Source organism: Acidimicrobiales bacterium, from assembly GCA_041394185.1.
Classification (GTDB): Bacteria; Actinomycetota; Acidimicrobiia; order Acidimicrobiales; family Poriferisodalaceae; genus JAAETH01.
In genome coordinates, this window is sequence record JAWKIQ010000003.1 from 301,395 (window position 1) to 316,521 (window position 15,127).

Genomic DNA, 15,127 nt, shown 5'->3' on the forward strand with positions numbered 1-15,127 from the left:
GCGGGTCCAGGTGCTCCACCGTGTGCACCTGGACATCTCGCAGACCTGACGGTCGACATACTGTGGGTTCGCGCTGTGACATCTGGCAAACGACCGGCAGGAAACGTATGACACCAAGGCTCGGGTTCATCGGCCTCGGAAACATGGGTGCCCCAATGGCGAAACGGCTCGCCGACGCCGGCTACGAGGTTCATGCGTTCGATATCGACCAGGGGGCTGTGGACGCGGTGACCAGCGCGGGAGCGCACCGGGCCGAGTCCTCGCTGGCGTGCGCCCGCGAGGCCGACATCTTGTTCACCTCCCTGCCGCGTCCCGACCACGTTCAGGCCGTGATGGTCGAAGACGGCGTGCTCGCCGCCCTGTCCCCGGGCGACATGTGGGTCGACCTCACGACCAACCGCAAGGAGCTGGTGCTCGAGCTGGCCGCCTCGGCCCCCGAGGGTGTGGCGGTCGTCGACTCACCTGTCACCGGTGCCGTGGACGGAGCCCGCAACGGCAGGCTCACGCTGTTTGCAGGTGGAGCAGACCACGACCTCGACCGGTGCGTGCCGATCCTCGAGAACCTGGGTCGGGTGATCCGCTGCGGCCCACTCGGCACCGGCAACGTGACAAAGCTCGTCACGAACCAGCTCTGGTTCATTCACGCAGCGTCGATCGGCGAAGGCTTCGCTCTGGGCATGGCCAATGGCGTGAAGCTCGATGTGTTGTGGGACGCGATCAAGGACTCGGTGGGCGACAGTTTTGTCGCCCGACACGATGCACCCTCGATCTTTGCGGGCCACTACGACCCGAGCTTCACCCTCGATCTGTGCATGAAGGATCTAGGCCTGACCCTCGAACTCGCCCAGAACGTGGGCACCGATCTACCGATGACGCAGAAGGCACACGAAACCTTCGCCAGAGCGACCGAGCGATACGGCGCCGATGTCGGTGAGCTCCACGTTGCGAGGCGAATTGAAGACGACGCCCAGCTGTCGTTCCGGCTGGACGGAGACTGGGTTCCCCACTGGGAAGCCTGACCTGATCAACGGCGCCCGGGCCTCCGGATGGCCCGGTGTCCCACCATCTGGCTAGTTTGCTTCGTCACTTCCCCTCGAACGACAAGAGTCCGAGGAACTACGATGATCAGCGACGCAAACCGACGCCAGCTCTACGAATCGCTCGTCAAGAGCATCGGCCCCGAGTCAAGCGAGGTCCTGATGGAACTCCTGCCACCCGCCGGATGGTCAGACCTCGTGACGCGCACAGACCTCAACTCGGTCAGGACCGAACTGAAGACCGACATCGAGATCACCAAGACCGAGTTGCGGATCGAGATCCAAGACCTCCGCACCGAACTCAAGGGCGACATCCAACACCTCCGCACCGAACTCAGGGGCGACATCCAAGACCTCCGCACTGAACTCAAGAGCGATATTCGTGGCATCCAAGGTCAGATCGACGGGCAACTGCCCAAGGTGATCATGGCCAACATCGCCTCGATGCTTGCGGTGGCAGGAACGGTCATCACCGCCGGCGCATTGTTCTGAGCCCGGCCGGGCTCGACTGCCCTCTCGGTGCGCAAGTCGTGGTCGCAGGCAGGACAGCCCGTGTGCCAGGCGCACTAAGTAGCGGACCCGCGGTGGACCCGCAGTGCGGTGTGCTCTGCCAGGGTCGTGAAATCGGCGTCTGCGTGCAGGACCGGAACACCCGCCTCGATGGCAACCGCTGCGATCAGACAGTCGATGAGCTTTCTCACCGTGCGCCCCTCTCTCCGACAGGTGCGGTAGAGGGCAGCTGCGTGTTCGTAGTCGAGTGGGCCGGTTGGTAGCACGGTTGCCATGGCCATGAGGCCGCGTAGCGAGGCGAGATGAGATTCGTTACGCGCCCCTGCCAGCACCTCCATCGACACCGGATCGCACACGGCGATGTCGGATCCGAGCAGGCCGTCCACGGCCACACAAGTCGGCGAATCGGTTCCCCTCAGGAACTCGACCCACGCGGAAGTGTCGATGAGGATCATGCGGTACGACCCTGTCGCATCTCGTCCAGGTCGCCGTCCCAACCCGAGCCGCGCAGCGCCCTTGCATCAGGCAGCGAGAGCGGCTCGCTAGCCGCTTGCCGGCCTCCTCCAGAACCTGCTCCCAGTTCTGCCTGCGGCCGATGTCGCTTGATGACAGCAACCCGGCCCTTTCCTCTTGGAGGTGAGACGCTCGAACTTTGAATACGCCGGGTGCTCCTCTGGGAGGAACGTCTCTTTGCGGTGAAGGATTGGCGGGTTCTCGAGTTTGAAGTTCCGATAGCTGACCCGCAACTCGGGCAGCCGAGCGACAACCGAGCTTTCCGGAAGGCGCAGGATGCGGGTCGGAGTCGAACTCCAGGTACGCGAGGAATGACACCTGCGGCTTCAGCCGGTGCAACGAGAATGGTGGTGTCGTCGACGTTTCCGGTCAGCGCTCGCGCCGCGCCTGAAGCCGCGCAGAACGGGAGAGCTGCTCGAGACCACTCCATGCACATGTAGAGCGCCTCAGGTGTCAGCTTGCCGAATGGTGAGTCGAGGCACGCCTCGTTCAGTCGAGGGAAGATCTGCGATCCAGTACAGAAGTCGGTCGGCTTCTTTTGTTGCCTCGTACAGGCCGAACAGGTCCTTTGCGTCGTACGGGTCGTCGGCAGATCCGCTAAAAGCGCGGACGGCCGCCGAAGGCGCTGAAGCTTTTGACGTAGACGAGGAAGTTGTTCCGCTGTCTCTTCGAACTCGAGCCACCTGTTGGAACCGGTTACTCGCCGGATGAGAGAGAACGCTCCGCGAATGGAACCGAACTCGCTTCTATGGCGGCCTCGTTGGGGACTTCACCCTTACACGTGGGAGCCTGCCCGGTCGGTGAGGAAGTCGATGAGAGGCTGAAGGTCGTCGAGGTTCTCCTCAAAGCGTTGCTCAGATCGCTTGCGGGCCCCGAGGTCGGCGTCCGGACCCTTCGCAGTCGTTGCGCGCCGGATCAGCGAGAATGCTGATCTGATACTTCGAACTGATCGATGATGGCTGACGACCCGGTCAGGTCGTTTGCCGTAGGCAATCGCCGATGTTCGACGACCCAGGCTTCTAGCCCGGGGCGAGCACCGACTCGTTCTCGGCGTAGATGAGTTCGGCGATGCCTTGTCTTGGCCGAGAGTCGCAGCGAGTCTGCCGTGCAGAAGAGACTGGGCCGCTGAGCGATCGCGAAAGACGTAGGAACGCCCGGAGCGGCAGTGACTGGCCGTTCGCCGGTGATGCTGGCGATCAATCTCGCAGCTCCTCCTGTGTGTAGAACTTCTGAAGGTTCCGGCTGCTGTCAGACGGCCGTCGCCGAACGGCTTTCCGGAGGCGTCGGGGTCCCACGTCAGCCGCGCCGAAACGATTAGGACCTTTGAAGCGAAGTTCCGCAGCGCGAAGTGCCTAACGCTCTCTGGGGTCATAAATGACGTTGACGACACCCGTGTTCACACCATCCCGCCGAGACCACAGGTTCGTCTGGGGCGTGACCCGGATCCCAGCCGCCGACGCTGAATCCGAGATTCGTCCAGGTTGCGAGGAACGTCGTCACCTCGACCGCATCCGTAGTCGAATATGGAGTGCTCGGCCACGAGCAGCCCATCCTCGTAGGCCTGACTCATGGGTCTGGGGAAGACTCCGACTGATTGCGGTCCGGTGGCGCTCTACGACCGTCACGGTTCCTATCATGGCCGATCAAGCGCCGAGCGGCGACTATGGTCCATCACCCATCGTTGTCCCAGGGGCCGCCTAGAGTCTTCGTTGTCATTTAGGAGGCGTCCTCTGTGTTTTGCCGGCGAGCAAGCTGAGATCAAATCGGTGTATCTCGATCACAACGCAACGACCCCCGTTTCGGAGGCTGTTCTCGCCGCCATGCTCCCGTGGTTCCGCAGCCACCCGGCCAATCCGGCCTCGCCATCTAGCCGGCCGACAGGCGGATGCCGCAGTCAAGCGTGCCAGATCACAAATCGCAGGGGCTATCGGCGCGAGCCCTGGCGAAATCGTCTTCACCTCTGGCTCGACCGAGGCGTCGAACATCGCGCTACGTGGCGCTCCCGGACCAATCGTGGTCGCATCGACAGAACACAAGGCTGTCCTAGACACCGCGCTAGCGCACCCGGATGGCTACCGGGTCGTCCTGATCGATCGGGCAGGGGCGAATCGACCTCGACAGGCTCGCCGCGCTCGAGGGCGCTGGCCTTGTCTCGATCATGCTCTGAAACAACGAAACCGGGGTCGTGCAGAACATCGCCAAGATCGCCGAACTCGGCCGCGAAAGCGGCGCTGTATCGTGCACACCGATGCCACCCAGGCTTTGGGCAAGATGCATGTTGACGTGAATGACTTGGTGTGGACCTAGCTTCGTTCTCTGCACACAAGTTGGAAGGCCCGAAGGGAGTCGGCTGCCTTTACGTTCGTCGTGGCACTAGCCTCGCAACGATCGTGACCGGGGGGCCATGAAGCTTGGGCTGAGGTCAGGGACTCTCAATGTGCCGGGAATCGTCGGGTTCGGTGAGGCTGCCCGACGGACAAGCGAGACCCTTCCTGAGAGGGCTGAACATCTCAGGGCACTCACCTCGTTGCTGCATGACCGCCTGGTGACCGCAGCACCCCTCGAGGTGTTCTCGGATCACACGAAGCGGGACTGCCCAGCCCAGCACGTTGTCGGTGAGGTTCGTCGGAGCTGATGCAGAGGCCGTGATCGCGAACGCCCGAGGTTGCTATCGCACGTCCCGGCTCGGCATGCACTAGCGCTGTGCCCGAACCCTCTCACGTGCTGCGAGCTATGGGTATTGATGCCTCCGCAGCCTACGAAACAGTCCGGTTGTCCGGTGGGATTCGAAACAACGCCAGCCGATATAGAGACAGCTACGGCCGTGATCGTCAAAGCAGTTGCCAGGGTGCGTGACTTGGCCGCCGTTACGCCAAACCCATCGAAGTCGGGGAGGTAGTTCTCCGATGAGGCTTGAAGAGCGCTTGCCGCACTTTGGGCGACACGAGACCTTCACCACAGTGGGGCTGGGTCAAGGAAGGCGGTCGATGCCGGCGAAGACCGAGCGTTCCTCGGCGATGATGCGACCGTGCGTCCAGGTCGGTAAGAATCAGGTCGGTCGATCCGCTTTGGGGCCACGCCACCAAATCGCTTTCATGCTCACGAACCCATACCAGCCCAGTTTCCGGCTCTAAGCCCTCTGGCACGAGTCACGCCACTGTTGGCAAGCGGCTGGGACCCCTTCACTAGGCACCCTGGCTCCCTCTGGTTGCTCCACTGGCTCTTGTTGGCCCCGAAGTGCGACCTACCTGTTTGGTGGTTGGCATTCAACGAATTCGGCGCGATTGAGTTCACCGATGAACAGCTTCATACGTTCGTCGAGGACCAGCTCGAAGCCACGTCGGGATGGAAGGAGGTCCAACAAGGCACAGTAGCCAAGGACGTCTCCTGCATGCTGAGAACCACGCAAGCGCCAAATAGCCGGGAAAAAGGCAAGCGCCAGCCTTCGAGGACACTGTGGACGCACCGTTCCGTGAGTTGGGTCTCCTTCGGTGCGTCGACGCCTCGACACGTACCTTCAGTTCGTGCTCGGAGGCAAACCGACACTTCCTTCAAGCATCGCTTTGTATGCATGTCTCGACTTTCTCGCCCGGACAGGGCCACCGGCAAAACAGCAGCAATTATGTCGCGGCTTGCGACCGAGGCTGGGGAGCCCAGGACGAGTCTTCAACTGACCAGATCCGGCTGGCAGATCTCCTATCCACGGCAGCCGCCCTTCATCCAGATGTTGTCAAGCTTGCAGAGGCCGGCTGGAGTTACCCAGATCGGTTTCGAAGGATCTGCTGCTGCCGCCGCCACAGAAGTACTTGCTTTACCACACTACTCGCGCGTCGGTTTCGGCCAAGGCCCCGCAGACCCGCATCTTCTCGCTGCTGCCGATGGGGCCGACGAAGACTTATGCGGTCCCCGGACAGTTTGTGTTCGGGGCTAGAACCGGCCTACGTCTGGGCGCGTCGGAACCAGACGACATTCTCGATCGAGTGGACCCCGCTGCAAGACAGAGTCGACGCAGGCCTCCAAAGCACTGACCGCCCTCGCCTCCAGCTTCGTACAGCCTCGAGGACGCTTCGCGAGTCTGTGAATGTAGGCGCGACTCTCGAACACCGCCGATCGACGGCTACATCCCTGACAGGACGTGCCCTTGATGTTGTTGTCGGCAGGGTCGCCCGTTCGCTCGCGTGGAAACGGATCAAACGCCTTCTCGATCACCGGACCCTACGGAACCGGTAAGTCGGGTTTCGCCATATTCACTTGACTCGCTTCTGGGCCCCGTGAGCGACGAGTCGCTTGCGGCGCTCATACTGACCGGGGCTGACCCCGAAACTGCAAGGCTTCTCGCCGGGCTCAGCGGCGCGATAGGCGGCCGTGGATTCATCCGAGCGATCGTCACCGCATCGAGAGAGCCGATCTCGGTAACTGTTCGTGCCATTCAGTCGGGCATAGCTTCCGCTTCGAACCAGTTACCGACACGGAAGAAGAGTACAACCAACTCAAGATGCAGAGTCGACGAGGCCGTGGCTGGGCTGGCTGATCAGACTTGGGCATTGCCAAGCAATCGCTTCATTGTCGACGCCATCGCTCAGCTATCCGAATTCGCCCCCGTTCTACTCATCATTGACGAGTTCGGGGAAGAACCTCGAAGCATTCGCTGATTCCCGATCCGAAGCAGACCTCTATCTCCTGCAAAGGCTAGCCGAATGGTCACATGCGCCGGCGGCAGGTCGCCCTTCGCTGCTCATGATCACCATGCAGCATCTGGCTTTCGAAGAAGTATCTCGACAGCGTGTCGCAGACGCTTCGTAGAGAGTGGGCAAGGTCAGGGCCGGTTCGAGGACATCCCATACGTCGACACGCCGGCTCAGACCAGCACCTCATCGCGCTCCAGGTCTTCGAGCATAGTGACGATCCCTCGTACGAGGCCGCATGCCGGAAGTGGAGCGAGACGAGGCAACCTCCCAATTGCTTGACGCCGGCCTCAGCCACTTGGCTGACGAGCAGCTGGTAGCGGCCACATGGCCGCTACATCCTTCGACGCTTCTCGTTCTCCCCGAGCTATGCGCTCGTTACGGGCAAAACAGACGGACACTGTTCTCCTTCCTCGCTTCTGCAGAGCCGCGCTGGCTGTTCCTGCCTGGCTCAACGACCAGAAAGGCTGATGTCCTGGCTTGCTGATGTTCGGCTTGACCGCGTGTACGACTGCTTCGTCGAGTCAGCTGCGACGATGGTTAGCGCCTGCAAACGGCGTCCAGATGGTCGAAATCGAAACCACAATCCGAGATGCCACCGACCTCACAGAGGCACACAGACGAGTTCTTAAGACGGTGGGGCTACTGAACCCTAGTCTCGGCGGGACGGGCGATCAGAGCCGCGGGCCGTTGTGAGCTGGGCGTGTACAGACGGCCGACCCGGAACCGAGGCGCGGCGAAGGTCGACGGGCTTCTTGTCGATCTCGAGAAATCGGGCCGACTGACCTACCGCGAGTTCGCAATTGAGCTTCGCCTGTGGCGTGGATCCGACTTGAACATCCGGTCCGCCATATCGGCCGCTCGTCGCAACTCTCCGGGACGTTCGGCGGAAGAGCTCCTCAGCGCAACCCGAAGCATGCCACCCGTCGTCGCTGCTAGGCACTCGATCCCGAAACCGGCACACTGCGCGTATTACCGCGAACTTGGGACTCCGATGGCGATATTGCCCCCGGACCCGAAGACGAGGACGGGCTCCTCGTATATGTAGTCGGAAACCGACTCCCTGCGGTTGTCGCAACCGGTACGTGTGCAAACCAGTCATTGCGGTCCGCCCGAGGACACCGCGGCTCTGCGACTGGCGGCAGTCGAGCTTGCAGCAATCCGGGAGGTGTCCGGCGATCCCGAGCTAGTCGGTGATGACTGGGTAGCCAAGCACAGGCTCGGCGAGCGCGAAGCCGAAGCGATGCTCCGATTCGAATCCGTCTTCGAAGAGACCGTCGGACACAACGCCGGAGAGGACGCCGCCCGGTATCGGCTCGTCGAGCGGCGAGACTCCGGCGGCAGAACTTCCGGCTCCACAATCGGTCGCTTCCGCTGCTGTCGGATGTTTGCGAGCAAGGCCTACGAGGGATTCGCCACCCGTTCTAACGAGATGTGAAAATCGGCACGAACTGACCTCACAAGGAACAAAGGCTCGGCGGCTGCTGCTCAAGCCCTACTAACCCGCCCAAAGAAAGACCGAGCGACTCGGGATCGAAGGATTCCCTCCCAGCGCTATGTATGACGCGCTGTGTTCGGCACCACAGGAATGCACCGCGTCCATCAAAGGTCAGTACGAACTTACAGCACCGGCGAACAACTCCGGTTGGACGAAAGCTTGGAGAAGACCCTGACGTCGATGCTCGACTTCGCTAAGGAGGGCATCGCGTCGGCGTCGAGCAGATAATCGATGCGCTGCCGTCTCCCCGGTTGGAATCAAAGTCGCAGTTGCTCCCGTGCTCGTCGCTGCGATCATCATCAATCGTGATGAGGTAGCCCTCTACGAGCACGGCACTTACGCCCCGCGCTTCACCGATGATGTTCTCGAGCGGTTCCTGCGCAACCCCGCCCACTTTCAGATCAAGCACTATAGCCACCCTGGACCCCGCCGTCGAGTCGTCGAGACCACCGCCGACGCTCTCGGTATTCGGCCCCTAGATGGCCAGCCAACCGTACTATCAATCGTGGGGCACCTCGTAGCGACAGCCAGCGCACTACCTAGCTACGCACGCCAAACATCAACCTGACTGCTGAGGCAGCAGTGCGCAGGCACTTTTTCCGCGCCAGCGAACCTGATGTCCTGCTCTTCGAGACCTTGCCCTCGGTCCTCGGCCACAGCAGTGTCCCAACCCGCGGGCGAGGACGCGGTCGTCGACTACACCAGCTTCGCTTCCGCCTTGGCCTCCGCAATCAACAGGCTAGAAGCTGCTGGGCGGAATCCTGCTCGCGAGAAGTCGTCGACAATCTCCGAGCATCGACCGGAACTACCAGCGACGACTATCGAGCTGAGCTTCGTCAATCTGCGCGCAGCATCTCGAAGGAAACGGACCATCGACCGCGGATGCCCGGCCTGGTGACGGCTCCAGCCATTCACCTCCGACGAAGAGTGGTCCAGTACATAGCAATGACAGTCACGGGCCCGCCTATCCCGATTCGTGGACGGATGAAACGAGGCAGAAGTTCTGGCGAACATTGCCGAGCTTGAAGACGTTTGCCAGGCGCCTGGAGCAATCCAGCACGATCCGAGCGGGCTCCAGGACGAGAAGAGGCTTCGACGCCTTCCATGACAGTGACCCGCTCAGATGGCGCCGAGGAGGCACGAGTAGTCGATATAACCGACGAGCGCAGACGGCTGCTCGAGCCTCTCATCGACCGGCTGTTGGCTGACAAGGGCGCGCAAGCGGCCGGAGCCGAAGACAATCCTCGCGCTGCTTGGCGAACGGCTTCTCCCGGACAGCCCCTACGACGTGTCACGCACACGCGGTATGGTCAACCCTGACCGGCACAGACAACCAGTAGGAGTTCTCGAGCACATGCGGCATGTCTGCGGCATCTCAGGTGGCAAGGATTCGTCGCTCTAGCCATCTACCTTCGCCATGGGCTCACCGGAACTCGACATCGAGTACTTCTTCTGCGACACAGGAGCTGAGCTGCCCGAGACGTACGACTACCTAACCAAGCTTGAGACAGTCCTCGGCAAGCGCATCCCACCTCAACTCTGATCGGGGTTTCGACCACTGGTTCAAGATGTACCGCGGCGTACTTTGCCATCCCCTGCAAGCCCGCTGGTGTACCCGCCAGATGAAGATCGCCCCTCTTGAGGAATTGGCTCGGCGACGACGAGGCCACTTCCTATGTGGCCATCCGCGCCGACAGGAATCGAACCGGAAGGAGCACGTCTCCTGAAAGCCAAACATCCGAGCTGTCTTTCCTTTCGTGGAGGCGGGCGCAGACCACCCGACGGGGTGCTAATGATCCTGGAGGACGCTGCTATCGGGCTACCGACGCTACTACGAGTGGAGAACCCGGTCTGGGTGCTACTTCTGCTTCTGGCGCAAGGCCGAGTGGGTGGGCCTCGCCGAGCAGCATCGAAGCCTCTTTGAAAAGGCCGTCGCCATTGAACAGAAGACACTCCTCGAGGCCGGCGCATCGACGGTGACGCCGACTTCAGCGACGCACTGCCATGCAGGGCCGGGCATACACTTGGTCGGGATCGAGACCCTTGTACAACTGCGATCCCGCAGCCCGAGTTCTCAGCGCCACGCTGCAGCACAAGCAAGCGCCTTTTACGCCGACCGAACGCTCCACTGATCGAGGTTCTGGCGGAAGCCCCTTGACTACGACGACGATCACGCCGACCTTGCCAGATCTGTGCACTGTAGGGTCGGGCAGAACTCGAGCGGTGAGACACCGATTCGGAACCTTGCTCGCAAGAGGCTAGGCGGACTACCCGTGGACGACGGCGACAGCTGCAAGCATCCAATGACTACGCATCCTCGCACCTCGAGTGAATTGGCTTGCCGACGAGCTGGCAGCGGGCTCATCACTAACCCTGGTATCGAACATGACAGGTCGCGGTGTGTCTGACGCTGGAAGTCGGTTCGCCGCACTACTACGAGTGGTGCGATCCGGTTTCTACTTCTGCCTCCTCCAGCGCACGGCGGCGTGGATTGGCCTCGCTCAGCGGCATCCGGACCTATTTGAACGAGCCGTCGCGATCGAGCAGAAGGTGCTCAGCGATGCGGGCGTGGGACGTCATGTGAACCTCGCTGATCGTGCGATGCAGGGCAGGCAGTACACGAGGTCCGTTGGCGAGACCCTCGTCGAGTTGCGAGTCCGCGGCGACGAGAACATGGCCAAGCCTGGAACAGTCGCAGCGTCGAGCGCAGGCGAGCGACCCAGCAGACAGTGGAGGTTCTCATCGCTTTACTCACGACGACGGGGGATGACACCGTGGGATGCCACGTGTGGCACCTCTGAGGTCGGAAGCCGGGCTGGCGGGATGGCTATGCGATACGAAGATCTGTTTGCTCGACTAGACGACGACGACATCGTCGAGCTCCTCGGTCGAGCGCGGTTCGCCTCATCCGCACGCTTGATCCGCTGCGCACCTCTACTGGTTCACTTGGGGAACTCGCTAGCTCGATGTACCCGGCGGCGGTCATGCTCCGCGACGAAGCGAAGCGGCGACTACTCCTGGAGAGCCTGCCAGGGCTTTGAGGCCTCAGCACTGGTCGACGCACTAGGCGGATCGAGGATACGTCGCCTTGGAGCATGCTCAGGTCGATGCGGATACGGCCGGAGGCATTCGAGGAGAAGTGTTCGACTTCTTCGGCCTCTCGCGACCTTGGATGTATCGGAGAGTGCTCCGCTATCGCAGAGACATCGCCTGTCTATGGCCTGTTTCCTCACCGCTTGAGTGGCGGCCAACGAGGTCCTCAACACATTAGCGCCTTTCCGCACAAGACCTTGCTTCACATGCCTACAGGCGCGGGCAAGACACGGACGTCGATGCACGTGATCGCGGACGTGCTGCGCCCAAGAGCCGAGGTTGGTGGTCTGGCTCGCATTCAGCGAGGAGCTGTGTGAGCAGGCGGCAAGCGAGGTTTGAGCATGCCTGGCAGGGCTTGGAAACCTGCCCGGTAGAGGTCTTTCGATATTGGGGTGGCCTTGAAAGATCGACGTGGAATCGACTCACGACGGCTTCGTGGTCCTCGGCCTGGCGAAGGCCTTTGCCACGGCCAAGCGTGGCTGATGCTCCGGGTACTGGCCCGTCACCCGGACCGGTCATCGTTGATCGTCGCTGATGATAAGGGCTCACCAAGCGCTCGCACCTGCATATCGATTCGTCCTTGACGGTTTAGCAGAAACGCCACTTGGACACACCATTGCTAGGACTGTCTGCGACGCCGGGCCATTACGTGGAGCGATCCGGAGAAGGATGCAGAACTCGCCGCGTTCAATGCGACAAGGTGACGCTGCGAGTCGCTGGTTTCAATGATCAGTGGACTACCTTATCGAAGAGGGGATATCTAGCTCGTCCGGTGTTCGAAGCGATCGAGCACCAGGGCCACGAGTTGACCAGCGACGAGGTTCAGGCACTGACGGAGAGCCTCGACATTCCTCCAGCGCTGCTGGAACATCTTGCCGCAGACGAGAAGCGGAATCTGCTGATCATCGACCGAGTGGAGCAGCTCGCCATCAGCGGATCCTGGTGTTTCGCTGCCACGAGTCGAGCATGCCTACTCTCGACTGTGCTCAACGCCAGAGGCCTTGAGGGCGGCAGCGGTCCCTGGAACTACCGAGCGTACGCAACGTGCGACGCTCATCGATCGATACAAGGTGAATTGCCCGGCTGTCGGGTGCTCTGCAACTACGGAGTTCTGACGACAGGCTTCGGCACGCCAAGGACGAGCGCTGCGGTCATTGCGGCCTGCCCAGTCTCTCGTGCTCTACAGCCAGATGGTTGGGCCGCGCGATCCGAGGGACGCGTGCCGGTGGTAACGCCGAGGCCGTCATCGTCACGATCGTCGACATGAACTTGCCCGGCTTTGGGCAACCAAGAGACGCATTCACTAACTGGGAGGATGTGTGGTCATGACCGAACGGTACGACTTGGTGCCTGCTACGCTCGCCGTCAAGGCGATGCGAGACAACAGGTATCAGAACACCGCCTACGCAATTGCTGAGCTCATCGACAACTCACTTCAAGCTGGCGCCGACTCTGTCGAGCTGCTCTGCAAGGAGAGTCGCTGTGAAAGAGGTGGCCCAACGGGAAAGGTGGACCATCGAGGAAGTCGCTGTCCTCGACAACGGCTCTGGAATGGATACGATCCACTGAATGGCGCTTGCAGTTCGGTAATGGCGTTGCGCAGCTCGACGACAGGACCGGCATTGGCCGCTTCGGCATGGGCGCTTCGAGCGCCTCGATCTCACGGTGCACGAAGGTTGACGTCTGGAGCTGGAAGGACGGGCCTGGCTCGGCGCGCTTCACACCGCCATCGACTTGCGCGATGTGGAATCGAGCGCCATATGAGCGAGGTACCCGAGCCCGCGCCAGATCCTTACCCGAGCTGTGGACGGATGCTGCGAGTGCTGTCGGCTTTACGACTCGGGAACCCTGGTTGTGTGGACGGACCTCGATCGATGCATGTGGAAGAACGGTGCGACGATCATCAAGCGAAGCGAGTTTGTGATTGGGCGGATGTATCGCGCCTACATCGCGTCGGGCAGGCGCGAATCCGGATGGTTGCGTTCGGTGATCCGCTTTGGCGCATAACGCCTTGATCAACTCGCCGTTGCCAACGACCCTGGCTATCGATGTCAAATACCTCGACCCCGAAGCCATTCGACACCGAGCCAATGTTCGAGATCGACGGCGACCGCTGGAAGAAGCGGTTCTCGGTCGAGACAGGGAGGCGAGAGCCACGAAGTCGTGGTTCGCTTCAGCCTTGCGCGTAGCGGCGCGCAACCGGGCCGATGGGAAAGAAGCCGGGAACACCGACTACGGCCGTCACGCTGCACGGAATGTTGGTGTGTCGCTGATGCGGGCCGAGCACGAGCTCGCGCTCGACCAGAGTCTGGTTATTGCGTATGACCCGCGAGCGCTGGTGGGGCGTCGAGTCGACTTCCCGCCGGGACTGGACGAGGTATTTGGTGTCACGAATAACAAGCAGACCGCACGCAACTTTACGACCGTGGCTCTCAACTTCGCCGACCTGCTGAACGAGGATGGGCAAACAGAGCAGGAAGCGCGAAGGAAGCGAATGGAGGAGGGCGATCGGCTGCGCCACTGGGTTGAGATCATCGGTGTGATTCAGCGGCGTCTCTCCGAGATCTTCGAGCGGATCAAAGGTCAGCGTGCCAATACAAGAGGGCTCGCAAGACTCGCTACGACAGCAGCAGCGCTGAGATTCGGGCGACTACCGACGAAGGAACGGCAGCAGGGGGGGGTCAGGCGGGTCCAGCGACGAAGGCGAGGAAGCTGGACACCGAGACACGCATCAAAGAGCTGACCAGCGAGCTCGTCGAGGAGGAGGGAGCTGGACGAGGCTGAAGCACGGCAGATTGCCGAGGATGCCATTGAGAACAGCAGTACCTCTTCACGACGTTCACCGGTGAGGGCTCAAGCTTCTTCAGCGTCAAGCAGCGAGCAGGAGAGATCCTCATCCGCCTCAACAGGGACCATCCTGCCTACGAGAACCTCATTGAGGTCTTGGAGGAGGTCCCGGATGATTCGACCAATGACCTCGATGACATGACGCAGCGCCTGCTGCGGAAAGCTTGGCGCGGATTGAAGCTTCTGCTGATGGCATGGAAACAGTGCATGAGGATGAGACGCAGAACGCTGAGCGTCGTCGCCTCCAGGATGAAATGACTGGGGGACATGATCGCACTAAAGTTCCGCAGGTGCCCTTGTCTCCGTCGATAGCGGATCCAGGCGCTGCTGTCCTGGATCTTGCAACAGCAGCCAGGGACCAACTGCTGGGTATGGCCCCGTTCGTCAAGGTCGGCAGCTCGACCGAATCCTCGCGAAGGTCTCGCCCGGAGTGGAGGTGACCGTCGTCTGCCGGTGGCACGTCATGGAGGTTCATGCGGGCGTGTGATCTTGAGGTATGGCCCTTGCTGCGAGACCGCGAGGCGAAGCTCAGTCTACTTCAGAGCCTTCACGCCAAGGTCTTCGCTTCCGAGCGCTCTGTGCTTGTCGGATCCGCAAGCGTCACCGCGGCGGCCCTCGAGGTGAGGGTCGGCGAGCCCCAACTTCGAGGCGCTCGTCCGGCCCTGCCCGGAGGACGAAGTTGCCCACGCGCCTCTATGCCGCCGAGGATTGGTGGACCGTGCCTCGCAAGTTGACGACCGACTCCGCGCTTTGTCGAGCTTGTGGGGTCGCTGCCACCGCTGCAACTTATGCCCGAACTTGGGCGGCCGCCGCCGAGGCTGCATGCGTAGAAGGAGGCGAGGTGTGGCTCCCCCGGGCCGGGACCCGGAGGGATGTGGTCCGCTTCTACCAGGCTGACCTGAGGACTCTGACACATTCGGCGCAGGAAAGCGCCTTCGCTGACC

6 protein-coding genes are annotated in these 15,127 nt (G+C 61.6%); 3 read left to right on the top strand and 3 right to left on the bottom strand.

Annotated features, from left to right (window positions below; genetic code table 11):
• Nucleotides 1–107 precede the first annotated feature (107 nt).
• Both R2770_14900 and R2770_14905 read left to right on the top strand, forming a co-directional pair.
• Nucleotides 108–1,019 carry an NAD(P)-dependent oxidoreductase gene (locus R2770_14900; GenBank protein ID MEZ5281747.1) on the top strand — a complete coding sequence of 304 codons (912 nt, stop codon included), beginning with the start codon at nt 108–110 and terminating at the stop codon, nt 1,017–1,019.
• A gap of 102 nt (nt 1,020–1,121) precedes the next feature.
• Nucleotides 1,122–1,529, top strand: a complete 408-nt coding sequence (locus R2770_14905) for a hypothetical protein (protein MEZ5281748.1) — start codon at nt 1,122–1,124, stop codon at nt 1,527–1,529.
• A 74-nt stretch (nt 1,530–1,603) separates the two neighbouring features.
• On the opposite strand, the gene R2770_14910 is transcribed toward R2770_14905, so the two are convergent.
• Nucleotides 1,604–2,002 carry a PIN domain nuclease gene (locus R2770_14910; GenBank protein MEZ5281749.1) on the bottom strand — a complete coding sequence of 133 codons (399 nt, stop codon included), beginning with the start codon at nt 2,000–2,002 and terminating at the stop codon, nt 1,604–1,606.
• 4,329 nt (nt 2,003–6,331) lie between these two features.
• Between R2770_14910 and R2770_14915 the strand changes: the two genes are divergently transcribed.
• Nucleotides 6,332–6,712: a hypothetical protein gene (locus R2770_14915; protein MEZ5281750.1), complete on the top strand. Its 381-nt coding sequence runs from the start codon at nt 6,332–6,334 to the stop codon at nt 6,710–6,712.
• A 1,724-nt stretch (nt 6,713–8,436) separates the two neighbouring features.
• Here R2770_14915 and R2770_14920 read toward each other — a convergent pair.
• A complete protein-coding gene (locus tag R2770_14920) occupies nt 8,437–8,652 on the bottom strand; it encodes a hypothetical protein (protein MEZ5281751.1) in 216 nt (71 codons plus the stop codon).
• A gap of 4,857 nt (nt 8,653–13,509) precedes the next feature.
• On the bottom strand, nt 13,510–13,857 hold the full coding sequence (locus R2770_14925; GenBank protein ID MEZ5281752.1) for a hypothetical protein: 348 nt from the start codon (nt 13,855–13,857) through the stop codon (nt 13,510–13,512).
• Nucleotides 13,858–15,127: the final 1,270 nt, after the last annotated feature.

Coding starts and splice junctions, on each gene's coding strand:
- R2770_14900 (MEZ5281747.1), top strand. CDS start 108: ATGACACCAAGGCTCGGGTTCATCGGCCTCGGAAACATGGGTGCCCCA.
- R2770_14910 (MEZ5281749.1), bottom strand. CDS start 2,002: ATGATCCTCATCGACACTTCCGCGTGGGTCGAGTTCCTGAGGGGAACC.
- R2770_14905 (MEZ5281748.1), top strand. CDS start 1,122: ATGATCAGCGACGCAAACCGACGCCAGCTCTACGAATCGCTCGTCAAG.